The sequence below is a fragment of the Syntrophomonas palmitatica JCM 14374 genome, from assembly GCF_001311885.1.
GTDB lineage: Bacteria > Bacillota > Syntrophomonadia > Syntrophomonadales > Syntrophomonadaceae > Syntrophomonas_A > Syntrophomonas_A palmitatica.
Map to the genome: position 1 here is coordinate 64927 of NZ_BBCE01000010.1, position 21952 is coordinate 86878.

Here is a 21952-nt window from a genome sequence, read left to right on the forward strand (position 1 = left end):
TTAGAAAAGTATGATCCGAAACGATTGCCTTTGGGCCTCACAGGCCAATCATAGGTATCATCGCGGACGGCAGTACCGCCGCCGCTTCCCTGTCATTGCTGCGAAACCGGGAAAAGATTGCTTCGCTGTGCCCGTAATGACACAATAAAGGATTACCTTCGGGAATAACCTTACTGACGTTGCGAGGAGCGCAGCGACGCGGCAATCTAAAACAATGACGCTGATTGCCCGGAGGGCGAATTTATTCCGCCCGGAATATTTTGCTAACTCTTTTCGTATCTTTTTATGAAGATACGCTGAAGGAGGCTAAAGCAAATGGGTAAAAAAGCCGTAATAGCATTGGCGGTGCTGGTACTGGTTATTTGTATTTTGAGTGGCGGCTGCAAAACTCCGGCGGAAGAAAAACAGCGCCTGGAATCTTGGAAAGACCTGCTGAAAAAAGCGACAGAGGTAGATCAAACCAGGACAAACCGGGATGAACCAAAGGCTAAAACGAATTTGCAGGAAGTCAACACTGATACTGCCGAAAAAACTACGATTAAGTTATATTTTGGGGACCTTAATAATCATGCGCTGGCGGTAGAAACAAGGAATATAAGCAAAACCGAAGCCATAGGCCGAAAAACCCTGGCAGAGCTTATAAAAGGACCGCGTACTGCAGGACTTAAACCGGTTTTCCCTGCTCAAACCAGCCTGCGGGATATAAATATAAAGCCTGATGGTTCTTGTATCATTGATTTAAGCAGTGAGGCAACCCGGGTAGATAATGTCAGGGATGAGAAGATAATGGTATATGCGATGGCCAATACCCTGGGACAGTTTCCCACGGTAAAAGAGATCAGCTTCATGGTTGATGGGCAAAAAACCGATAAATTAGCGGGTTTTATGGATTTATCCCAGCCGGTTAAACCTGATTATAATATTACGTTCTGATTACGGTTCATTTTTATTAAACTGCTTTATAACCAAGCAAAAAGTAGAATATACAGTGTAAAAATGATAAATTAGTAAAGTAGTTGCATAAACTTTTAACGCGGGGTATATCCTGGCGTTAATTTTTATTGTCTAAAAACCAAAAGAGGTGTTATATTTGGGGAATAATTATCCCATCGGCATATTTGATTCCGGAGTGGGCGGGTTAACCGTAGTCAGGAGTTTGCTTGATCAGCTCCCTGGAGAACACTTTATTTATTTCGGCGATACAGCTCATGTTCCTTATGGCAGCAAGGAACAGCACCAGCTTTTTGCTTATGCCCGGGATATAATAGCGTTTTTGATCAGTAAAAAGGTTAAAGCCATAGTGGTAGCCTGCGGCACACACTCGGCAGTAACTGTCCCGCATTTAAAAAATGATTACCCAATCCCGATCCTGGGGGTCTTAAAGGCTGGAGCTCGCAGCGTGGTTCGAACTACTCACAACGGCAAAATTGGGGTTGTGGCCACCAGCGCAACCGTCAAGAGCCAGGCCTATACGAGCGAAATACTGCAATTGAATAAAGATTTACAGGTATTTGAACAGGCCTGTCCGCGGTTTGTGCCCCTGGTTGAATCGGGGCAAATCGATAGTGATGACAGCCTGCAGGCAATAAAGGAATATATACAGCCGCTGCTGGACCGGCAAATAGACAGCCTGGTTCTGGGTTGTACTCACTATCCCTTTCTCGCTCCGCAGATCAAGAATTATGTGGGTGAAGGGGTTGCCCTGGTGGACCCTTCCTGTGAGACTATAGAGGAATTAAAAGCGATTCTGGCTGCCCAAGACATGTTTAACCAAGAGACGGGAAATCCAACCAGGGAGTTCTATGTCAGTGGTCAGGATGATTCGTTTTATAATGTCGGCCGCTTGCTGATTGGCGATATCATTGACCAGGTGCAAAAAATCAATCTGGATTGAGGAAGTATATGAATCGAATCGGTTTTACCACCAGTATACCGGTGGAAATAATACTGGCGGCCGGTAAGATTCCGGTTGATCTGAATAATATATTTATAGAGCACCCCCAGGCCCAGCAGCTGATTACCCAGGCGGAGGAAGCGGGTTATCCCCGCAATACCTGCGGGTGGGTTAAGGGATTGTATGCGGTGGCTGCCACACATGACTTTGAGTCCCTTATCGCTGTTATGCAGGGCGATTGCAGCAATACCCAGGCTTTGATGGAGACTCTGGTTTTAAAAGGTTATAAAATCATGCCTTTTGCCTATCCATTCGATAGAGAGCGTAAAGCCCTGGAGGAACAATTCAATAAACTGATGGCTTTCTTTAATGTCAACCAGGATGAACTGCTGGCTGTGTGGCGCAATTTGAAGCATGTCCGCCAGTTATGCCGTGAATTGGATCTCATGACCTGGCGTGACAACTTGATTAGCGGTTGGGAAAACCATCGCTGCCTGGTTTCTTCCAGCGATTTCAACGGCGACCCCGCGGAATATGCAGACAAACTTGAGACATTTCTAAATGAAGCCAGAACCCGCAAACCTTTTAAGGATCAAGTGAGATTGGCTTATATAGGAGTACCTCCGATATTTACCGATTTTTATGAGGTTGTGGAATCAATGGGAGCCAGGGTGGTCTTTAATGAAATTCAGCGGCAGTTTTCTATGCCCTATGAAGCAGCCGACCCGGTGGAGCAGTATCTGCTTTATACATATCCCTACGGGGCGTTTGCCCGTTTGCCTGATATTACCCATGAACTGGCCCTGCGAGATGTTGATGGAGTGATCCATTATACCCAGACTTTTTGTTTCCGGCAGATAGAAGACATAATATATCGAGATAAGATCAAGCTTCCTTTATTAACCCTGGAGGGAGACAAGCCTGGCAAATTGGATAGCCGCAGCCGCATGCGGCTGGAATCGTTTATAAGCATGTTAAAAACATAGGGTGATGCTATGATTGGCATAGATTTAGGTTCAAGAAGTGTTAAAATAGTGCAGATGGATTATAAGACCATAACGCGCTGCGAACTATATGATACGATTGGTTTTTACAGACGTTATGCCAGTGCGGAAAAAGGCGTTCTAAGCCTGGATTTAACCAGGCTTGGTTTCGTTGAACAGCGTGTTGTAGCCACCGGTTATGGAAAAGTTACGCTGCAGGTGGCCGGGGCCGACACTATTCCCGAAATACAGGCTCACGTTAATGGGGCGGTTTTTCAAAGCGGGATAAATGACTTTACCCTGCTTGATATCGGTGGTCAGGATACAAAAGTGATTAAAGTCAGAGAAGGGCGGGCCGTGGATTTCATGACCAATGACCGCTGCGCGGCTAGTTCGGGACGCTATTTAGAAAATATGGCCGCTGTTTTGGGGCTAGGCCTGGAAGAATTATCAGCCTGCAGTGAAGAACCGGTTGAGTTAAATACTACCTGCGCAATTTTTGGGGAAACTGAAATTATAGCCAGGATTGTTGAAGGGCATTCCCTCCAGAGTCTGGCTGCCGGGGTCAATTACAGCTTGTACCGGCGCTTTGCGGCCATGCTTAAACAAATGGCCAGCGAAACCATAATCCTCTCAGGAGGATGCGCCTTGAACACAGGTTTGCAGCGCATTATTGCCCGGGAAACAGGGGCGCCGGTATTATCCCTTCCCGAACCTCAGCTGAACGGGGCTGTAGGCTGCTGCGTGTGGGGCTTAAGCCACATATGAACATAGACGCCTATCTGAATCGGTCCTGGTATTTAAATAAAAAGGAGTGTATATCACAATGAATAGACCTCATGACAGGCAAAATGATCAATTGCGGCCGGTACGGCTGGTTCCCGACTTTACTAAATTTGCCGATGGTTCGGTTCTGATTGAATGCGGAGATACCAGGGTAATCTGCACTGCCATGCTGGAAGAAAAGGTACCCCCGTTTCTTAAAGGCAGTGGGCAAGGTTGGATTACGTCCGAATACTCACTTTTGCCCTCCTCAACCTCCAGCCGTACCCAGAGAGAAGCCGCCCGCGGTAAAATCAGCGGTCGTACCTCTGAGATACAGCGGCTAATCGGGCGTTCATTGCGGGCTGTGGTTGATCTGCAGTCTTTGGGGGAGAGAACCATTTGGATAGACTGTGATGTTATTCAAGCGGACGGGGGAACGAGGACCGCCTCTATAACCGGGAGTTTCGTGGCCCTTTACCTGGCCTTAAAGAGACTTGTTGCCGAGGGCAAGCTGGAGACGATACCGCTTAAAGATTATGTGGCCGCTGTGAGCGTGGGCAAAGTAGACGGAGAACTCTTGCTGGATCTTGAATATGTGGAGGATTCCCAAGCTGAGGTCGATATGAATGTGGTAATGACCGGCCGGGGCAATTTTGTGGAGATTCAAGGAACCGGCGAGGAAAGCTATTTTACCAGAGAGGAATTAGATGGAATGCTGGCTCTGGCACAAAAAGGCATCGAAGAATTGCTGGCCCTGCAAAAATCCATTACCGGAGACGAAACCTTTTATGAATAAAACACTTTTGCTGGCAACGCGCAACCGTCATAAACAAAGGGAATTGCAGGATATGCTGGCCGGCACGGGTATTCAGGTCATAAACCTGGATAATATTCCTGATCTCCCGGAAGTAGAAGAAGATGGGGCGACTTTCACGGAAAACGCCGCTAAAAAAGCGCGGGTCATTGCCGCCGCCAGCGGAATGCTGTGCCTGGCAGATGATTCAGGGCTGGAAGTAGACGCTCTAAACGGCCGCCCCGGGGTTTTCTCGGCCCGATTTGCCGGACCTGATGCCGATGATGAGAAAAATAATGCTTTGCTCCTGCACATGCTGCGGGATGTCCCTGAAGAAAAACGCCGGGCCCGCTTTGTCTGCGTTATTGCCATTGCTGATCCGCAGGGCAATCTTTCCGTGGCGGAAGGCGCCTGCCCGGGAACTATCGGCTTTGCTCCTCACGGCAGCCAGGGCTTTGGATATGATCCCCTCTTTATTCCCCAGGGCTATAAACAAAGTTTTGCTGAACTTGGCGCTGAAGTAAAGAACAGCATCAGCCATCGCGGTCAGGCTCTGGCCAAAGCTAAACCCTTGTTGCAAGAGTTATTTAATCGCTGAAGAAAATGTCTTATCCACAGTGGCAAAGTCAGTTCAGCGCATTAAAAAACCGTGAGAATGTGTGTTAATCTTTGGCTATTTTATCTTAATGTTATCTTAATGGCAGAGGTATTAGCATGCGTATTGCAGTAGTGGGTGATACCCATGCCCGAATTGAAAAAATAAAAGCGGAATTGCAGCGCGTAAAACCCGATTTGATGATTTTTACCGGCGATTTTTACGCCGATGCCGTGAGGCTTTCACACCACCTGGGTATTAAATTTCGGGGGGTCAAAGGTAATTGTGATTCAACTCCAGCCGGAGATGAAGAACAATATCTGGATATCGAAAGCTATCATTTCTACATAATACACGGTCACCAGTACGGCGTAAAAAACGGACTGCAATCATTATATTATCGCGGAGAGGAAAAGCAGGCGGATGTAGTGCTGTTTGGCCATACCCATGTGCCTTTTTGCGAAAAGATTAACAAGATATGGTTTTTGAATCCTGCAGTCCCTCACGTCCCCGTCAGGGCTGCCAACCCAGTTACGGGCTGATCGATATTTCTTCCCATGAAATAATACCCCGTATTATAGAATTACCTTAAAACCTCAGGTTAGATTCATTTCCAAGCATATCAAAACTGAGATAAATCCTTGTATACAACATAATGTATATTGATTACAGCATTATTTTGGGTTATATTTTAGCGGGGAATTTATTCTTCAATAAATGTAGGGGATGTTACATATGGGTAAATTGCCGGATTACTTTGGAGTTACAGCCTTTGGGGTAAAGATGGGGGTTATTGTACCCGGATGCGATTTGGTGGGCATGGTGTATGACGCTCTGGCACTCTGCCACGCTGACGGTTTTCTGGAGGACGGGGATACCGTTTGTATTACTGAATCAGTAGTAGCCCGGTCTCAGAACAACTATGTCACCATTGAGGATATTGCAATACAGGTTCGCAAGAAGCTGGGTATTACACCGCGGAGCCGGATTGGAGTTTTATTTCCCATACTGAGCCGCAACCGTTTTTCTTTAATTATGAAGGCCATAGCCGCTGCCGTGCCTGAAGGTGAAGTGGTAGTGCAGCTTTCTTATCCGGCAGACGAAGTGGGCAATCAGCTCTTGCCTTATGATTTTGCCGAGAATATGGGCAAGAAGGACGGAGACACCATTGAGCTTGAAGAACTGGGAAGCAAACGCTTCCTACATCCGATTACCCAGGTTGATTATATAGAATTGTATAAAACCATTATTGAAGAACAGGGACCGCGGTGTACGATCTTTTTAAACAACGATCCTGTAAAGATCGGCGAATATGGACTGGATGGAATAATTGTGGCCAATGTTCACAGCCGCGAGCGCGTCCGTAAGAAACTGACGCAGAAGGGATATAACTGTATCACATTGCAGGATATATGCAACGAGGGAGAATCCTGGTCAGAATGGGGACTATTAGGCAGCAACCTGTCATCAGGGGATAAATTAAAGCTTGCGCCGCGCGAAGCTGATATTGTGGCCGATCAGGTTCAAACGCGGGTGAAACAAGGTTTGGGTACTAATATTGAAGTAGTTGTATATGGTGACGGGGCTTATCATGATCCTTCCACTGACATCTACGAACTGGCTGATCCCCAACCGGCCTTCGGAATAACCAACGGTCTGCGCGGCAGATACCGCGAGGGTTTGAAATACAAATACCTGGTGGACAAGATGCTGGATGAGGGTATGGATACCAGCGGCATCGAAACCAATTTGCAGCAGAAGAAAGCGGAGGGTTTTGAACGCAACTCTTTTGAGGCGGAGGGGACCACTCCCCGCAAAGCCGAAGACCTTCTGGCCAGTCTGGCGGATCTGATCAGCGGTTCAGCCGATGCCGGCACCCCGGTAATATTGGTAAAGGGTTTCTTCAAAAACTAGGTCAAAAATTAAAACCCCTCCTGATAAAACTGGAGGGGTTTTAATTTTTTGGTTATATTGAGACAATCCTGTCCAGCAAACGCTTAAAAGCTTCCTTGCGGTTGCGGTAATGATCAGGCAGCATCCAAACGTGCTGTTTTAAAAGCGGCAGGTCATGGATAGCTTCACAATAGGGAATAAAATCAGCAATTCTATCTTCACCAAACATATCCGCCAGCCTGAATAATTGACGGCTGTTATTTTCCCATTCCCCCGCATGGGCCATACCCGGTATGATGAGGTCAATCCCCCTTTGCCCAACACTCAGCTTACGAAGGTTTTGTTCCATTACTATCAGATTGTCTCTATTTATATTTCCGGCTTTGACACAGCATACAATTATAGTGAAAGTACTGATTTCCGCCAATTCCACTTCGTTATTTCCGAACTCTGTTAAATGATAATCGTAGTCTTTCTCCTGGTTAGGTATGCCCAACCTATAGTCTCCCATTACGGAAACCCCTATTTTATCATGGTAATAAACCGTAGATTCATAATTAGAAGCGGAATCAAACAACCAGCTATCAAAAAGCGCATCGTCCATATGGGGTGAAAGTAAAACGCGTTTTCCCTGCAAATGCAGGCCGGCGCCAATGTTTATCATTGCGGTGGTTTTGCCTGTTCCCGGACCAGGTGAAATGAAAGCGATTTTCTTCATGTTAGTTACGCCTCGCTTTATAATTGCTGCATTTAATTCATATAATACCATATCGATGATAATTGACATATGTCCAAAAAAGCTCTAAAATTCAAATTAAATATTAATAGATAAGAGGATTTGATTCATGCTAGAATACCAAAGTGCCGCAGAGTGGAATTCTATCCCGAGATTAAAATATTCAAACCGGCGGGAGTACCGCGTTTTTGTATTGAAAGTGTGAGTATTCGTATAGAAGAACTAGAGGCTATACGTCTAAAAGATTACCTGGGCATGGAGCAGGAAGAATGCGCGCAAAATATGCAGGTATCGCGCCCTACCTTTCAGCGTATTCTGGTTGAGGCACGCAAAAAGATTGCCGATGCTCTCATAAATGGAAAAGAACTGCAAATAGAAGGCGGAGATTACTGCCTCAGAGACGGTCCCTGCAGGCGAAAGGAACGTCATGCGGGGTCTGCTGCTGACTGTCCCTACAGGTCTGTAAATAAGGCTGGTGAGCCCGCAATACCTGATGAACCGGATAAATAATAAGTTTGAGGAGTTGATAAATATGATTATCGCAGTCGCCCAGGAAGGAAGCAGTGTAAGCGAGCACTTCGGTCACTGCCAATCATTTGCCCTTTTTGACAGCAGTACAGGCAAGTGGAGCATTACAGACAACCCCGGACATCAACCCGGATCGCTCCCGAAATATTTGCATGACTTAAAAGCTGATGTCGTTATTGCAGGTGGTATGGGGGCCAGAGCCCAGGAACTTATGCGGCAATATGGAATTCAAGTAGTGGTTGGAGCCCATGGATTGGTGCCTAATGTTGTGGAATCTTTTCTAAAGGGAACCCTGCAAAGCACCGGGGAGACCTGCAGCCATCATGAGCACCAGCATGAATGCGGCGGCTCGTGCCATGACTAAAATCGCTTTCATTCCCCTGTAAACAAATAGGTTGTTTGCTAATTCTCCTGATTTAACCTGATCTTTAATGGTCAGGTTTTCTTTGTCTGCATTTATAATTTAAATTTACTCCGCCTGTTTAATCTCATCTGCCAGGGTTACGTTATGGTTTAAAACCTTAAACGCATAATAAACCTCATTGGCTATATTTAATTCCGCGGGTTTGAAACTGCGTTCCCAATATTGAACCTGATTATCATGGTCAACCAACATAACAGTGGTGGTTTTGGTGCCATACTTAGGACTCATAACAAAGGTTGGCGCCAACATTCTTTCCCATTCCAGACTCACGCCGGTCTGGGGCAGATCATGGTCCTCCGGCTGTTCCCGGTCTGCCATCATAGCAAACAAGAATTCCGTCGTTATATCCTCCTTTTGCAGACCTTCTGCCAGTACTTTTTTGCCTTTGGTTACTTTGGGCCAGGGTACGTCAAGCAGGCTGTTGCTTAGTCCATGGATTCCACTGTTTATCTTGCGCAGCCTTTTTTCCCGGTTGGAATAATAATATAAAGAGTCACAGGTTCCGAACAAAAGGTTGAAACCATTATAATCTGCTCCATCCTTTTCTAGCTGTTCTATGTAAGATTCAGGGTCAAGATGGCCACAGAGGTAGTTTTGAACCAGATGCCCACGGGAGGGCCGGTTTGGTTTGTAGGTGGCAGGATCTCTGTAATTCGTTAAAACCGCAAACCGTCCGGCGGTGGTAATTCCCATCCAGGCGCCGCCTTCACGCAAGTCTTTTCCCGCGAGGATATCAGGATAATCAAGCCAAAACCCTGCGGCTAAAGCCGGACGATCATAGTATTCATCACGATTGGCCGCTACCACCAATTTATATTTAGGATGACAATTACAAGCAAAAAGAACTGTGCACATAATTCCTCCCCGATGAAACCAAAGAAATTGAAGGCTAATTAAATATTGCCATTTAATATCTGGTCTATGATTATAATACAAAGCACAATCCAGCAAAAGCAAGGGAAATTAACAGTGGCGCAGCCTTGAATACGCCTGGTAGTGTATGAAGCGGTTTTGTCTGTGGCATTATGGGCAATACTGATAATATAAAATAGTTAAAATAAGCTTGGATAATGGCTAAAATAATTATAAACTCTTAGCTAAGAGGAGGCGGGTTTATGCGTGTGAATACTACGGATTTAAGGCGTTATGCATGAACCAGGTTTTATTCAAAAATACTGACCCCTAAAAGAGGTATAGCTATGAGGATTACCGTAAACTCCCTGAAGGAGAGCCATGTCAGCTGATTGTAGGCGAATTGGTGATGGAAGCTGCTCCAGCCACCTGCCACTAGGAGATATCGGGTAACCTTGTTTTGAAATGACCTCATTTATACGTCATGACCATTTGTGTAAAATGCTGGCCGCTCCGGTTTAAAATCTTTATGAAATCTGCATGGATATAGATATAACCTATGAAAAGACATATAAATCAAATATTATGCTATGGCTGAATTCTCATGGTATATTCCTCTTACCATCATACAGGAAGGTGAGGACTGCCATGAAAACAGCCGTTATCGGTTACCCGAGGGTGGGAACCCTGCGCGAATTGAAGTTTGCTACCGAGAAGTATTTTGAGGGCGTTATAACCAGAGCCGAACTGCAAGAGGCCGCTGCCCGGCTCCGGAAAACCCACTGGCAAACCCAAAAAGAAAACGGTATCGACTTCATACCATCCAACGATTTTTCATTTTATGACAATATGCTGGATACGGCGGTTTTGTTTAATATTGTTCCGCAAAGATACCGCGAATTGGGGCTTGATAGCCTGGACGAATATTTTGCTATGGCCAGAGGGTACCAGGGCGCCAGAGGCGATGTGAAGGCCCTGGCCCTGAAGAAATGGTTCAATACCAATTACCATTATATTGTGCCGGAGATCGAAGACGATACCGAAATATCGCTGGTCGGGACCAAACCGTTCGATGAATTCATCGAAGCTAAGAACCTGGGGATAGATACCAAACCGGTTATCATCGGGGCCTTTACCTTTTTAAAACTGGCTAGGACTGCAGGAAATAAACCGTTAGATGATTTTGCCGCCGATATTATCAAAACATATGCAAAGATTCTAAATAATTTTAACCTCCTGGGCGCGGAATGGGTACAGTTTGACGAACCCGCGCTGGTGATGGACTTAACCGCGGATGATATTGGTTTCTTTAATAAAATCTATAGCGAAATCCTGGCGGCCAAAAGCAATATACGGGTACTCTTACAGACCTATTTCGGCGATATACGCGACTGCTACCAGGAGGCCGTTTCTCTGCCCTTTGACGGCATAGGGCTCGATTTTATCGAGGGTAAAAAAAGCCTTGAACTGGTAAAACGCAGCGGTTTCCCCGCCGATAAAACCCTTTTCGCCGGGGTGGTCAACGGTAAGAATATCTGGCGCAACAACTACAGGTTAACCCTGGATATCATTAATGAACTGAAAAAAACCGGCGCCGCCATCGTTTTAAACACCTCCTGTTCACTCTTGTATGTCCCGTATACGCTGAAGAATGAAGCTGCCCTGTCTGATGGTTTTAAGAAGCATTTTGCCTTTGCAGAGGAAAAGCTGGCGGAGCTGGCTGAGCTAAAGATGATCACAGCCTGTGATAACCCGGCTGGCATCCTAGAATTTTCCCAGAACACCCGGTTGTTCCAATCCTGCAGGTTGAGCCCAAACGAGTCTGTCCGGGCCGCGGTGGCCGCTCTGTCCAGGGAGGATTTTATAAGACGCCCCGCGTTTGAGGAGCGGGAAAAACTACAAAAGGCAGAATTCAATCTGCCGCTGCTGCCGACCACCACCATCGGTTCGTTCCCGCAGACGGCCGAGGTAAAGACCAACCGCTCTAATTATAAAAACGGCCGGATAACACTGGAAGAATACACCCGGTTCAATAAAGAGAAGATCGCGGAATGTGTGGCGCTGCAGGAAAAAATCGGCCTGGACGTCCTGGTCCACGGCGAATTTGAACGCAATGACATGGTGGAATACTTTGGCGAAAACCTGGAGGGTTTCCTTTTTACCGAAAAAGCCTGGGTGCAGTCTTATGGCGCCAGGTGCGTAAAACCGCCTATTATTTGGGGCGATATTTCCCGGCCCCGGCCCATTACGGTTGATTATATCGTATACGCGCAATCGCTGACCGGCAAATGTGTGAAAGGGATGCTTACCGGCCCCGTTACTATTTTAAACTGGTCGTTTCCCCGTGAGGATATTTCATTGAGAGAGTGCGCTTTCCAGATTGCATTGGCCATTAGGGCCGAGGTGCTGGACCTGGAAGCGAACGGCATTAGGATTATCCAGATCGATGAAGCCGCCCTGCGTGAAAAACTCCCGCTCAGGAAAAGCGACTGGTACAGTGAATACCTGGACTGGGCGATACCAGCCTTTAGGCTGGTGCACAGCGGGGTTAAGCCCCAGACGCAGATCCATACCCATATGTGCTACAGCGAATTCGGCGATATTATCCGGGAAATTGACGAGATGGACGCGGATGTTATCACCTTCGAGGCTTCCCGCTCCGACCTGGCCATAATAAGCGCGCTAAAAGACTGCGGGTTCAAGACTGAGGTCGGCCCGGGGGTTTATGACATCCATTCACCAAGAATTCCGACCGTTGATGAGATCAAGGCAGAACTATACAAGATATTGCAGAATATCCCCCGGGAAAAGCTCTGGGTAAATCCCGATTGCGGCCTTAAAACCAGAGGGAATGCGGAAACGGTCCCCAGCCTGGAAAACCTGGTTGCCGCCGCCCGGGAAGTGAGGGAGGCTTTGAGATGAGGACATCGGAAATTTTTAAAAACAAGACCGTTTTGTCGCTGGAGGTCTTTCCTCCCCGGCGCACCGCGCCGATCGATGTAATCTACCATACCCTCGATGAACTGAAGGGGTTGAAACCGGACTTTATCAGCGTAACCTACGGTGCCGGCGGGAGCGAGAACAACACCGCCACCCTGGAGATCGCTTCGGCCGTCAAAAACCTGTATGATATTGAGAGCGTGGCGCACCTTCCGGGCTCTATCTGACCAGGGAAGACGTGCTGGCCATGCTTGACGGGTTCAGACGAGAGGGTATCGAAAACATTCTGGCCCTGCGCGGCGACATTAATCCTGAACTAGAGCCCTGCCAGGATTTCCGGTATGCCAGCGACCTGATTTCATTTATCCGCGCCAACGGGGACTTCAATATAATCGGGGCCTGCTACCCGGAAGGGCACAGAGAATGCGGGAGCCTGACAGAAGACATCCGCAACCTCAAAACGAAGGTGGATGCCGGTGTAAACCAGCTTATTACCCAGCTGTTTTTTGATAACAGCTATTTCTATTCCTTCCGGGAGCGGGCCGCCATAGCCGGAATAAACGTGCCGATTCAAGCGGGAATTATGCCGGTGGTAAACAAGAAGCAGATCGAACGTATGGTATCGCTGTGCGGGGTAAAGCTGTCCCGGAAATTTACCGCTATGATGGAAAGATACGAAAACAACCCCATAGCCATGCGGGACGCGGGGATCGCCTATGCTGTCGATCAAATCGTAGACCTTCTGGCGCAGGGCGTGGACGGAATCCACCTTTACACCATGAACAACCCCTATATTGCCCATAAGATATATGCCGCCATCAGCAGCTTGCTGGCCGCCTGAACAAGAGGGCTGCAGACCCCCGCTTTATCAGCCGGGGGTCTTTTTACACCACAGTATAGCCGTATTCGGCAATCACACGCTTTAGTTCGGCTATATAGTTCGCGGCAACGGCACTGAGACGGGCTTGCTCGTTGATTATCCAGCCTATTCGCATCCTCTCGCTGGTCTCAAGACGCACGGATACGATATTATCGCCGTTCAGATCACGGCTTAAAACCCCGCTGCAGACAGTATACCCGTTCAGCCCGATGAGCAGGTTGAAAAGCGTGGCGCGATCGCTGACGTGGATAGTCTTTTTGTGGGGGACGGTGCTCAGAATCTCCTCTGAAAAATAAAACGAGTTATACTCTCCCTGTTCAAAGGCCAGAAACGGGAAATCGTCCAGATCTTCCAGACAAACCCTTTCTTTTTTGGCCAGGGGGTGGTCCCTGCTGATAAAAACATGCGGTTGGGCCTCGAAAAGCAGGTTAAAAACCAGGTGGTTTTCTTTTAGAATCTTGTTTATCACTTTCTCGTTGAAGTCGCTGAGGTAGATAATACCCAGTTCGCTGCGCAGGTTTTTCACATCTTCAATGATTTCATAGGTCCTGGTTTCCCGCAGCGTAAACTCATATTCGTCCACGTCCATTGATTTCAGCAGGTTGACAAAGGCGTTGACCGCGAAGGCGTAGTGCTGGGTAGAAACTGAACAAAGCTGTTTGGAGGGCTTCTTATTCAGGTAACGCTGTTCCAGCAGTTCGGTCTGTTCGATAACCTGGCGCGCGTAGGACAAAAACTCCGTACCGTCAGCCGATAACGATATGCCTTTGCTGGTGCGGTAGAAGATCTCGATGCCCAGTTCGTTTTCCAGCTCCTTGACCGCGTTGGAAAGGCTGGGCTGCGATATAAAAAGCTGCTTGGCGGCCTCGGAAATAGAGCCGCATTCGACTATTTTTATGATGTATCGCAGTTGCTGGAGCGTCATACATCAACCCCCAAAAAACTGTTCCTTAAGAATTACAGGTGATAAGTCTATTATATGTATCTTAATCAAGAGACTCCAGCTTTACTTGCCAGCACGCGGGGCATAACCTATAATTCATTATGTAAAAGGTGATTATGGAAGGTGCTATAAACATGGACAGAGAAGAACAACGCCAAAAATTTATTGATATTATGGCCAAATTTACCGCCTATACGGGCAAATATCTTCCCGATGACGTTCATGCCAGGCTGAAGGAACTGAGAGTGCAGGAAAATACTGCTCTGGCCAGGGTTGTATATGACGCTATGTTTGAGGATCTAAAATTGGCGGACGAACTCGACCGGCCCCTCTGTCAGGATACCGGAGTTATCCAGTATTTTGTGCAGGTCGGCACCCGGTTCCCGCTGATCGATGATATAGAGGAATGTTTGCGGGAAGCGGTGAAGAAAGCCACTATTATCGGACCCTTGCGCCATAACGCGGTGGAGGTTTTCGATGAGAAAAACACCGGCAACAATGTGGGCAAGAGAATACCCTGGATTGACTGGGAGATTGTACCTAATAGCGATGAAGCCAAGATTTATGTGTATATGGCCGGCGGCGGCTGCAGCCTGCCCGGAACCGCCAGGGTGCTGATGCCCTTGGAAGGGTATGAAGGAGTAGTAAAATTCGTTTTTGACCAGATCACCTCCTACGGTATCAACGCCTGCCCGCCTCTGCTGGTGGGGATCGGTATCGCCGGGTCCGTAGAGGTCGCGGCCAAATTGTCCAAAAAGGCATTGCTGCGTCCGCTGGGTACGAAAAACAGCAATCCCCGCGGGGCTGAATTGGAGGAAAGGATCGAAGCGGGACTTAATGCCATTAAGATAGGTCCGGGCGGCCTGGGCGGAGAGAATTCCGTCATGGGGGTGCATATTGAAGAAGCCGCGCGTCATCCCGCCACCATAGCGGTGGGCTTGTCCACTGGCTGTTGGGCGCACCGGAGAGCAGCGATAAGATTCAATCCCCATATAGATTATGAAGTCATTTCACATAAAGGAGCAGTATTATGAAGCGTAAAATACTTACCACTCCCATCCAAGATGAAGAACTGGAATCATTGACGATCGGAGATATTGTATATCTGAACGGGTATCTGGTGACCAGCCGGGATGATGTGCATCAACGCTTAATAAAACAACATAAGAGCTTACCAGTGAATTTAGCAGGCCTGGCGATATTTCATGCCGGGCCGATTATGCAGGAAATCGAAGGACAGCCGGGAAAGTACCGGGTAATTTCCATTGGACCCACTACCAGCATGCGCATGGAAAAATATGAAAAGGAATTTATTGCCCAAACCGGTTTAAAACTTATGGTCGGCAAAGGGGGCATGGGCCTGATACGGCTGATGGATGCCGGGAATATAAAGCGGTGCATACTGTGTTTCCCGGCGGCTGTGCGGTTCTGGCCGCCAACTGCGTGGAAGAGGTGGAACGGGTGGAGTGGCTTGATTTAGGCATGCCAGAGGCCATGTGGGTGATGAGGGTCAAGGGATTTGGCCCCCTGATCGTATCTATTGATACCCAAGGCAACAATCTTTTTGAGAACAATAAAAAGCTATTCAATGTGAAAAGGGATGAGGTGGTAGAGGAAATCTGCCGCCATGTCGATTATTTGGAATAAGCCTTCGGCCAATTACAAAATCCGTTCCGGCCAATCCCTTAGCAAGATATGAATTTGCGTCAAGAAAAAAGGTTGCATTAACCCTCATAAGCAGCCAGCAGTATATTTAAAACATCCTTACAGTCCAGTTTTTTAAAAGCACCCAGGGTTTCTCCGTTGGTGACCTGCCGGGCTATCGTTTCCAGGCTCTTTTCTTCTAGCCCAATTTCTTTTAGACTGGAAGCCATACGCAATGATTTAAAGAACTCTGCCGTTCTGGCTATGCCCGCCCGAGCTGCTTTAATATCATCACTTTCAGATATAGCCCATACGTTGCGGGCATATTCGGCCAAACGCGGAGCGGTTTTTTCATCCAGGACATAATTCATCCAATGGGGAGTAAGGATAGCCAGACCCAGGCCGTGGGTTACATCGTAAAGGGCGCTGATTTGATGCTCGATATCATGGGTAGCCCAATCGGTCAGTTTGCCGGAGCCGAGCAATCCATTTAGGGCCAGGCTGCCTGTCCACATCAGGTTGGCGCGGGCTTCGTAATTATTCGGTTGTTCAAGTGCAATGGGTCCATAATGGATGCATGTTCTGAGCATGGCTTCGGCCAGACGGTCTTGAACATAGCTTCCCTCAGTAGGGCTAAAATACTGCTCGAATACATGACTCATGATATCGGCGGTTCCTGCTGCGGTCTGTTCAGGCGGAACAGAAAAACTATACTCGGGGTCCAGAATGGAAAAGCGGGGGAAGAGGGCTGAACTGCCCGTACCCAGCTTCTGTTTGGTTTCATCGTTGCTGATTACCGCATAGGGGTTCATTTCCGAGCCTGTGGCGGCCAGGGTCAGCACCGTTCCTACCGGCAGGGCATGAGTAATTCGCGCCTGACGGATAAAAAAGTCCCAGGCGTCACCGTTGTAACAGGCTCCGGCCGCAATGGCCTTAGCGCAATCAATAGAGCTGCCGCCGCCTACCGCCAGCACCAGCTCTATTTCATGCTGGCGACACAGATCAACCCCCTGGCGGACGCTGCTGATGCGTGGGTTGGGCTGTACTCCGGCAAGTTCGACATGGGTTATACCATTGTCCTGAAAAATCTGTATCAATTGATCGTATAGCCCGCTGCGCTTGATGCTGCCGCCGCCGTAAACCAGCAAGACCTTCCTGCCCCAATTCCGCATTTCACTGCCCAATTCTTCTATTTTTCCCCGCCCAAAATGGATACGGGTTGGTATGTGCATATCGAAGTTTAACAATTTTGTCAGCCCTTTCTCTATGATAATAAACCAATGTTTACGTAGGTTCGTTAACTATTCTAATGTTTTGTTTCAGCAATGTCTAATAATGTTTCTTGCCCAGTAAACATTTTAATGAACTGATGGTTGCGTCAGGCTGTCTAACCGTTTTGAATTAGCCTGTTACGGATAGAAATGAATAGTATAATAACTTTAGGCACAACCTTTCAGACAATGATGATGAAATGAGGTTGTTAGAAACAGGAGGCGAGAACAGTGACAAAAGGTCGCATACATTCAATTTGTATTTCCGCAGCGAGGGGAACACTGAAATCTGAGGTGAAGCAGGCTCAATTAATCTCCGGTTTTGGCATAGAAGGCGACGGACACGCTGGGGAGTGGGGCAGGCAGGTAACCTGCCTGGCCTGGGAGAGCGTACAAAAGATAAATAAAGAGAAGAATATGAACATTGGCCCGGGACAGATGGCGGAAAATATATTGATTGAAGGCCTGGATTTTTCAAAAATCGGGGTGGGGGAGAAAATTAAAATCGGTTCTGATGCAGTATTGGAGGTCAGCCAGATAGGAAAGGAGGATCACCCAGTGTGGTAACCCGCACCTTTGGAGTGAGCCTTTTGCCGCATGAGGGTTTGTTCTGCAGGGTAGTCAGCGGCGGTACAATTCATCAAGGGGATATAGCCGAAATAATATAAAGCAAGGTTTAAATAATGAATTTTTAAAACTATTCGTTTTTGGCCTGGCAATCCTTGCAGATTCCATAGACCTCAAACCGGCATTCCAAATCTTTGAACTCTCCGGTCTGAGAATTGCTTAACTGCTGCAGGGGGCAAAAATCGAGGGGATTCACTTTCCCACAGATGCGGCAGATGAGATGGTGGTGGTGCGCGTGCATTTCCGGCAGGCAGTAGGCGAAAGCGCCTTTATTATCACGGTCAACCCGGCATAACAGACCCAAACCGCTCAAGGTGTCAAGATTGCGGCACACCGTGGAAAAATCCATGCGGGGATGGTCTATCAATAACCGATCATACAAATCGCTGGCGGTTATCCAGCCCGTTTCGCTGGCCAGAGCGTTCAGTATGGCCTGACGGGGCTTGGTAAGCTTCAAACCTCTCCGGGTTAATTCATTTTCTAATTGTGATTTTTCCATAACAATATTCCTCTTGGTTATTATAACCCAGGCTTAAGCAGAACGATGAGGAGTTCTTTTGCCGGGTGTATATATCAAGTATACAGCCATATATACGCTTACAGACAGGATGACGATTGCGGCGCCCGAAGCGATATTGTATTGATATGAAACAGCCAGCCCGGCCAGGCAGAATACAGCTCCCAGCAAGGTGGCCAGACGCATAATCGCTGCAAGATCATAGGTAAATAATCGCGCCAGGCTGGTGGGAACGCAAAGCAGGGCGAGTATCAGTATTATGCCGACCACTCGAATTAAGACCACAACCGTTATGGCGATCATGGCGTAAACCAGAGATTCGGCCAAAATCACCGGCAGCCCCAGAGCGGTGCTGAATTCCTCATCAAAAAGGTAGGCCTGTAAAAGATGATAGAAGCTAACAGTAACCGATAACAGCAGGATATCCAGAACCAGCATTAACCATAAATCCGACCGGGAAACGGTTAAAATATCACCAAAAAGGTAGCTGCTCATGCTGGGTGGGTAGCCGGGGGTTAAGGAAATAAAAACAATGCCCAGGGCCATGCCCAGAGGCCAGAACATACCTATTAGAACATCCGATATAACCGTTGAGCTGCGTTGAATGCGGGCAACAGCCAGAGCAGATATAAGGGAAAAACCAAGAGCGGTAAATATGGGTTCTACCTGCAGATAATAGCCCAGCCCAATCCCGCCAAAAGCGGTATGAGCAATCCCGCCGCTCATCATCACCAGCTGCTTCTCTATAATCATAGTGCCGATGATGCCGCAGGCTACACTGGCCAGTAAGGCTGCCATAACAGCGTTCTGCATAAAAGTGTAATTAATGATGGTGGAAATCATGACTGCCTCCATGTTCTTCCAGGACCCGGTGGGGGACGCCATGAGCGATCAAGTCCACCGGGCATCCATATAGTTTCATAACAATGTCAGGAGTGAGATCAGGCTCACCATGATAGTGCAGTTGATGATTAATACAGGCAATGGTGTCAACACATGAACTTATAGCCAGGGTGTCATGGGTGACCATAATAATCGTCATCTCCCGGTTAAATTCCTGCAGCAAATCATACACCTGGCTGCTGGATTTGGCGTCCAGACCGCTGGTGGGTTCGTCCAGAAGCAGCAAAACCGGTTCCACCGCCAGGGCGCGGGCGATCAATACCCGCTGGAACTGGCCGCTGGAAAGCTGCCCTATTTGACGTTCAGACAGGTCCTGCAGGTCAAGCCGCTGCAAACAAATGTCTATTGCCTCCCGGTCCATATTATTGAAACGATGAAAGGCGGGCCGTTTGCCGTCCAGCCTGCCCAACGACACCACCTGGCGCACAGAGATGGGAAACTGACGGTTTATTGATGCGGCCTGGGGAACATAACCAATCATACGACGGCTGTCCCTGGGATTTAATCCCAACACCTCAACCTTTCCGCTCCAAGGTTCAATAAGCCCCAGCATAATTTTGAGCAGGGTGGTTTTTCCTCCGCCATTGGGGCCGATTATACCAGTAAAGCTGCCTGCAGCAATGTTAAGGTTGATATTTTCCAGGGCCGATATATTGCCATAACCTGCATTGACATCCTGCAGGCAGACAGCGTTGTTCATCCGTGACACCAGACTTTCATCTATTATTCTTTTTCAAAATTTATAAATTTCGGGCGAACCTGAGCGGTTTTGCGCAGGTTTTCTATATAATCGGGAGCCAAAGGAGCAATAAGCTCAGCCTGCCCGTTAAGTTCCCGGGCCAGGGTTTTAGCCTGTTTACTGTCCATTTCCGCCTGATAGAATACTACCCTGATATTCTCCTTTTTAGCCTTGTCGATTACCGCTTGCAGGTCATGTGCGTTCGCTTCTTTGCCTTCTTCTTCAAGGGCAATCATCTTGAGGCCATAATCATCGGCAAAATAGCCCATCGCCGGATGGTAAACAATAAAAGACCTGCCTTTTACTTTAGCAAGTGAATTGCGAATCTCCTGGTCCAGGTCAGCCAGTTGGGCTTGATAAATACGAGCGTTTTTCTGGTAAATCTCAGCATTGGAGGGGTCTGCTAAAGCCAACTCCTGGGCTATTATTCTAACCATTTCCTGCGCCCGCCGCGGAGACATCCAGCGATGCGGGTCTTTTTCCCCAGGAGAGATTTCGCGTGCGGGATAGACCTGGTCTACTTTGGCAGCCAGATCCACAACCTTCATCTGCCGGTTGACCTGCCTAAGTCTGGGCAAGATACCGCTGGTTTCGGCAGGCACACCAACAGCGAAATAGATTTTGGCCAGGCTTAATCGCTCCATAATTTGTGGTGAGGGAGCATAATTTTCCGGACTGGCGCCAGGCGGAACCATGGTTTCAACCTCCACCAAATCTTCACCGATTGCTTTTATGTAGCTGGCTTCAGGAACTATTGAGACGGCCACGCAAAGCCTGGCTGGTTGAGTGCCAACAGGTTCTGCTGTTTTTTGTTTTGCGCTGCTGCATCCCGATGCTAGCAACAGTACAGAACAGAGCAGAGCAGATAGAACCCGGGACTTCAAAAGCCTTTTTGGGTTGGTAAACATTCTGATCAACCCCCCTCTGATTTAAATGCAAGTAGTTGCATTTAGTTTACAGCGATATTTTATACTGGTCAAGGTTACATTAGTATCAATAAATAACTAAAAAGTTAGACTATAATAATTTATTGACGTATGTTCATAACCTCACTATACTGAAATATGGACATAAGACCAGATTGAAAACCCGGCAATTGAACATCAGTGTTAATCTGTGGCCATTTTCTAATTAAATCAATGGAAGGAGGTGACGATGAAAAATGATGAAAATAGACAAAGACGTCATAGCAGAAAATGATAATAAAGCCTTGATTGGTTCTCTAAACCAGATAGACAAAGTTATAGCGGTGATGAGCGGTAAAGGAGGCGTTGGCAAATCGACCTTTACAGCTCTTATCGCTGCATCACTGGCGCGTTCCGGTTATAAAGTGGGCATACTGGATGCGGATATAACCGGTCCCAGCCAGGCGCGGGTTTTCGGTTTAAAACCGGACGGATTACATTCTACGGAGTTTGGTTTGGAACCGGTAATAACCCGTTCGGGCATAAAAATGATATCCATTAATTTCTTACTGCCCAATGAGGATGATCCGGTGATATGGCGGGGACCATTGCTGGCCGGAGCCGTAAAGCAGTTCTGGGAAGAGGTGGACTGGCAGGACCTGGACTACCTGGTGGTGGACCTGCCCCCGGGGACCGGAGATGTGCCATTAACTGTACTGCAGAGTATACCTGTAGATGGTTTGGTTATCGTTTCTTCTCCCCAGGATTTAGCCTTAATGGTGGTGAAAAAGGCTATAAAAATGGCGGCTAAAATGAAAGTGCCGATCCTTGGCCTGGTGGAGAATATGAGTGAAGTGGTCTGTTCTCATTGCGGTGAGACCCTAAAGATTTTCGGGCCGGGTCAGGGTGAAAAAGTGGCTGCGGAAATGAATATTTCCTTTTTGGGAAGCCTTCCCTGGGACCAAAATCTAAATGAACATCTGGATACAGGACGAGTGGAATTTTACCTGTCTTCCCGTGCGGATCAAATCATGGAGAACATTCTGGCGCAGCTGCCGCAGAATCAGCAATAAGCAAAGCAGGGGTCTTAACAGCACCTGTCGGCGTAAAATAAAAGGAG

At 47.6% G+C, this 21952-nt stretch carries 23 protein-coding genes and 2 pseudogenes; 16 read left to right on the forward strand and 9 right to left on the reverse strand.

What is annotated here, in order from left to right; genetic code table 11:
• Window positions 1-37: 37 nt before the first annotated feature.
• Window positions 38-205 (reverse strand): hypothetical protein, encoded by a 168-nt coding sequence (locus JCM14374_RS13490; protein WP_157049016.1) that lies wholly within the window; start codon window positions 203-205, stop codon window positions 38-40.
• A gap of 110 nt (window positions 206-315) precedes the next feature.
• Here JCM14374_RS13490 and JCM14374_RS07210 point away from each other — a divergent pair, with 110 nt between their 5' ends.
• The 8 genes from JCM14374_RS07210 to JCM14374_RS07245 all read left to right on the forward strand — a co-directional run bounded on the left by JCM14374_RS07210 (window position 316) and on the right by JCM14374_RS07245 (window position 6944).
• Complete coding sequence (locus JCM14374_RS07210) at window positions 316-933, forward strand: GerMN domain-containing protein (protein ID WP_054695430.1); 618 nt, start codon at window positions 316-318, stop codon at window positions 931-933.
• A 148-nt stretch (window positions 934-1081) separates the two neighbouring features.
• A complete protein-coding gene (murI, locus tag JCM14374_RS07215; protein ID WP_242848874.1) occupies window positions 1082-1894 on the forward strand; it encodes a glutamate racemase in 813 nt (270 codons plus the stop codon).
• 8 nt (window positions 1895-1902) lie between these two features.
• Window positions 1903-2880 carry a 2-hydroxyacyl-CoA dehydratase family protein gene (locus JCM14374_RS07220; protein WP_054695436.1) on the forward strand — a complete coding sequence of 326 codons (978 nt, stop codon included), beginning with the start codon at window positions 1903-1905 and terminating at the stop codon, window positions 2878-2880.
• A 9-nt stretch (window positions 2881-2889) separates the two neighbouring features.
• On the forward strand, window positions 2890-3645 hold the full coding sequence (locus JCM14374_RS07225) for an acyl-CoA dehydratase activase (protein WP_054695439.1): 756 nt from the start codon (window positions 2890-2892) through the stop codon (window positions 3643-3645).
• Between the two features lie 58 nt (window positions 3646-3703).
• Complete coding sequence (gene rph, locus JCM14374_RS07230; RefSeq protein WP_054695442.1) at window positions 3704-4438, forward strand: ribonuclease PH; 735 nt, start codon at window positions 3704-3706, stop codon at window positions 4436-4438.
• Window positions 4431-5033: an XTP/dITP diphosphatase gene (locus JCM14374_RS07235; protein ID WP_054695445.1), complete on the forward strand. Its 603-nt coding sequence runs from the start codon at window positions 4431-4433 to the stop codon at window positions 5031-5033. Before rph ends, JCM14374_RS07235 begins: the two co-directional genes overlap by 8 nt.
• Before the next feature lie 116 nt (window positions 5034-5149).
• Window positions 5150-5572 (forward strand): YfcE family phosphodiesterase, encoded by a 423-nt coding sequence (locus tag JCM14374_RS07240; RefSeq protein WP_054695449.1) that lies wholly within the window; start codon window positions 5150-5152, stop codon window positions 5570-5572.
• Between the two features lie 193 nt (window positions 5573-5765).
• The gene (locus JCM14374_RS07245) at window positions 5766-6944 is read left to right on the forward strand and encodes a coenzyme F420-0:L-glutamate ligase (protein ID WP_054695452.1); all 1179 of its coding nucleotides are present in this window, start codon (window positions 5766-5768) and stop codon (window positions 6942-6944) included.
• A gap of 52 nt (window positions 6945-6996) precedes the next feature.
• Here JCM14374_RS07245 and JCM14374_RS07250 read toward each other — a convergent pair whose 3' ends face one another.
• Window positions 6997-7641, reverse strand: coding sequence for a ParA family protein (locus JCM14374_RS07250; RefSeq protein WP_157049017.1), 645 nt, complete (start codon window positions 7639-7641; stop codon window positions 6997-6999).
• Between the two features lie 120 nt (window positions 7642-7761).
• On the opposite strand from JCM14374_RS07250, the gene JCM14374_RS07255 reads away from it, so the two are divergent.
• Both JCM14374_RS07255 and JCM14374_RS07260 read left to right on the forward strand, forming a co-directional pair.
• The gene (locus JCM14374_RS07255) at window positions 7762-8169 is read left to right on the forward strand and encodes a DUF134 domain-containing protein (protein WP_242848875.1); all 408 of its coding nucleotides are present in this window, start codon (window positions 7762-7764) and stop codon (window positions 8167-8169) included.
• Between the two features lie 22 nt (window positions 8170-8191).
• A complete protein-coding gene (locus JCM14374_RS07260; RefSeq protein WP_054695459.1) occupies window positions 8192-8551 on the forward strand; it encodes a NifB/NifX family molybdenum-iron cluster-binding protein in 360 nt (119 codons plus the stop codon).
• Between the two features lie 105 nt (window positions 8552-8656).
• On the opposite strand, the gene JCM14374_RS07265 is transcribed toward JCM14374_RS07260, so the two are convergent.
• Window positions 8657-9466, reverse strand: a complete 810-nt coding sequence (locus JCM14374_RS07265; RefSeq protein ID WP_054695460.1) for an NRDE family protein — start codon at window positions 9464-9466, stop codon at window positions 8657-8659.
• A 645-nt stretch (window positions 9467-10111) separates the two neighbouring features.
• On the opposite strand from JCM14374_RS07265, the gene metE reads away from it, so the two are divergent.
• A complete protein-coding gene (metE, locus tag JCM14374_RS07270; protein ID WP_054695462.1) occupies window positions 10112-12385 on the forward strand; it encodes a 5-methyltetrahydropteroyltriglutamate--homocysteine S-methyltransferase in 2274 nt (757 codons plus the stop codon).
• Window positions 12382-13244: pseudogene (gene metF, locus JCM14374_RS07275) on the forward strand (methylenetetrahydrofolate reductase [NAD(P)H]). Before metE ends, metF begins: the two are co-directional and overlap by 4 nt.
• Window positions 13245-13287: 43 nt before the next feature.
• On the opposite strand, the gene JCM14374_RS07280 reads toward metF, so the two are convergent.
• Window positions 13288-14208: a LysR family transcriptional regulator gene (locus JCM14374_RS07280; protein ID WP_054695465.1), complete on the reverse strand. Its 921-nt coding sequence runs from the start codon at window positions 14206-14208 to the stop codon at window positions 13288-13290.
• Between the two features lie 134 nt (window positions 14209-14342).
• On the opposite strand from JCM14374_RS07280, the gene ttdA reads away from it, so the two are divergent.
• Together ttdA and ttdB are read left to right on the forward strand one after the other, a co-directional pair.
• Window positions 14343-15260 (forward strand): L(+)-tartrate dehydratase subunit alpha, encoded by a 918-nt coding sequence (ttdA, locus tag JCM14374_RS07285; RefSeq protein WP_369397317.1) that lies wholly within the window; start codon window positions 14343-14345, stop codon window positions 15258-15260.
• Window positions 15257-15873, forward strand: a pseudogene (ttdB, locus tag JCM14374_RS07290) (L(+)-tartrate dehydratase subunit beta). Before ttdA ends, ttdB begins: the two are co-directional and overlap by 4 nt.
• 77 nt (window positions 15874-15950) lie before the next feature.
• On the opposite strand, the gene JCM14374_RS07295 reads toward ttdB, so the two are convergent.
• Window positions 15951-17117: an iron-containing alcohol dehydrogenase gene (locus tag JCM14374_RS07295; protein WP_054695468.1), complete on the reverse strand. Its 1167-nt coding sequence runs from the start codon at window positions 17115-17117 to the stop codon at window positions 15951-15953.
• 255 nt (window positions 17118-17372) lie between these two features.
• On the opposite strand from JCM14374_RS07295, the gene JCM14374_RS07300 reads away from it, so the two are divergent.
• Window positions 17373-17708, forward strand: a complete 336-nt coding sequence (locus JCM14374_RS07300) for an MOSC domain-containing protein (protein WP_083453941.1) — start codon at window positions 17373-17375, stop codon at window positions 17706-17708.
• Window positions 17709-17838: 130 nt separating this feature from the next.
• Here the strand turns inward: JCM14374_RS07300 and JCM14374_RS07305 are convergent, their stop codons facing one another.
• From JCM14374_RS07305 to JCM14374_RS07320, 4 genes are read right to left on the reverse strand one after another with little or no spacing between them, the layout of a single operon-like run.
• Window positions 17839-18267 carry a Fur family transcriptional regulator gene (locus tag JCM14374_RS07305; protein WP_054695469.1) on the reverse strand — a complete coding sequence of 143 codons (429 nt, stop codon included), beginning with the start codon at window positions 18265-18267 and terminating at the stop codon, window positions 17839-17841.
• A gap of 33 nt (window positions 18268-18300) precedes the next feature.
• Window positions 18301-19098 carry a metal ABC transporter permease gene (locus tag JCM14374_RS07310; RefSeq protein WP_242848876.1) on the reverse strand — a complete coding sequence of 266 codons (798 nt, stop codon included), beginning with the start codon at window positions 19096-19098 and terminating at the stop codon, window positions 18301-18303.
• A gap of 10 nt (window positions 19099-19108) precedes the next feature.
• On the reverse strand, window positions 19109-19888 hold the full coding sequence (locus JCM14374_RS07315; protein WP_054695476.1) for a metal ABC transporter ATP-binding protein: 780 nt from the start codon (window positions 19886-19888) through the stop codon (window positions 19109-19111).
• 23 nt (window positions 19889-19911) lie between these two features.
• Window positions 19912-20835 carry a metal ABC transporter solute-binding protein, Zn/Mn family gene (locus tag JCM14374_RS07320; RefSeq protein WP_054695479.1) on the reverse strand — a complete coding sequence of 308 codons (924 nt, stop codon included), beginning with the start codon at window positions 20833-20835 and terminating at the stop codon, window positions 19912-19914.
• A gap of 254 nt (window positions 20836-21089) precedes the next feature.
• Between JCM14374_RS07320 and JCM14374_RS07325 the strand changes: the two genes are divergently transcribed.
• Complete coding sequence (locus JCM14374_RS07325) at window positions 21090-21905, forward strand: Mrp/NBP35 family ATP-binding protein (RefSeq protein ID WP_054695482.1); 816 nt, start codon at window positions 21090-21092, stop codon at window positions 21903-21905.
• The last annotated feature ends 47 nt before the right edge of the window (window positions 21906-21952 follow it).

Excerpts from the sequence above, each read along its gene's own strand:
- JCM14374_RS07210 (WP_054695430.1), top strand. The coding sequence starts at position 316 with ATGGGTAAAAAAGCCGTAATAGCATTGGCGGTGCTGGTACTGGTTATT.
- JCM14374_RS07220 (WP_054695436.1), top strand. The coding sequence starts at position 1,903 with ATGAATCGAATCGGTTTTACCACCAGTATACCGGTGGAAATAATACTG.
- JCM14374_RS07225 (WP_054695439.1), top strand. The coding sequence starts at position 2,890 with ATGATTGGCATAGATTTAGGTTCAAGAAGTGTTAAAATAGTGCAGATG.
- rph (WP_054695442.1), top strand. The coding sequence starts at position 3,704 with ATGAATAGACCTCATGACAGGCAAAATGATCAATTGCGGCCGGTACGG.
- JCM14374_RS07235 (WP_054695445.1), top strand. The coding sequence starts at position 4,431 with ATGAATAAAACACTTTTGCTGGCAACGCGCAACCGTCATAAACAAAGG.
- JCM14374_RS07240 (WP_054695449.1), top strand. The coding sequence starts at position 5,150 with ATGCGTATTGCAGTAGTGGGTGATACCCATGCCCGAATTGAAAAAATA.
- JCM14374_RS07245 (WP_054695452.1), top strand. The coding sequence starts at position 5,766 with ATGGGTAAATTGCCGGATTACTTTGGAGTTACAGCCTTTGGGGTAAAG.
- JCM14374_RS07250 (WP_157049017.1), bottom strand. The coding sequence starts at position 7,641 with ATGAAGAAAATCGCTTTCATTTCACCTGGTCCGGGAACAGGCAAAACC.
- JCM14374_RS07260 (WP_054695459.1), top strand. The coding sequence starts at position 8,192 with ATGATTATCGCAGTCGCCCAGGAAGGAAGCAGTGTAAGCGAGCACTTC.
- JCM14374_RS07265 (WP_054695460.1), bottom strand. The coding sequence starts at position 9,466 with ATGTGCACAGTTCTTTTTGCTTGTAATTGTCATCCTAAATATAAATTG.
- metE (WP_054695462.1), top strand. The coding sequence starts at position 10,112 with ATGAAAACAGCCGTTATCGGTTACCCGAGGGTGGGAACCCTGCGCGAA.
- JCM14374_RS07280 (WP_054695465.1), bottom strand. The coding sequence starts at position 14,208 with ATGACGCTCCAGCAACTGCGATACATCATAAAAATAGTCGAATGCGGC.
- ttdA (WP_369397317.1), top strand. The coding sequence starts at position 14,343 with ATGGAAGGTGCTATAAACATGGACAGAGAAGAACAACGCCAAAAATTT.
- JCM14374_RS07305 (WP_054695469.1), bottom strand. The coding sequence starts at position 18,267 with ATGGAAAAATCACAATTAGAAAATGAATTAACCCGGAGAGGTTTGAAG.
- JCM14374_RS07310 (WP_242848876.1), bottom strand. The coding sequence starts at position 19,098 with ATGCAGAACGCTGTTATGGCAGCCTTACTGGCCAGTGTAGCCTGCGGC.
- JCM14374_RS07315 (WP_054695476.1), bottom strand. The coding sequence starts at position 19,888 with ATGAACAACGCTGTCTGCCTGCAGGATGTCAATGCAGGTTATGGCAAT.
- JCM14374_RS07320 (WP_054695479.1), bottom strand. The coding sequence starts at position 20,835 with ATGTTTACCAACCCAAAAAGGCTTTTGAAGTCCCGGGTTCTATCTGCT.
- JCM14374_RS07325 (WP_054695482.1), top strand. The coding sequence starts at position 21,090 with ATGATGAAAATAGACAAAGACGTCATAGCAGAAAATGATAATAAAGCC.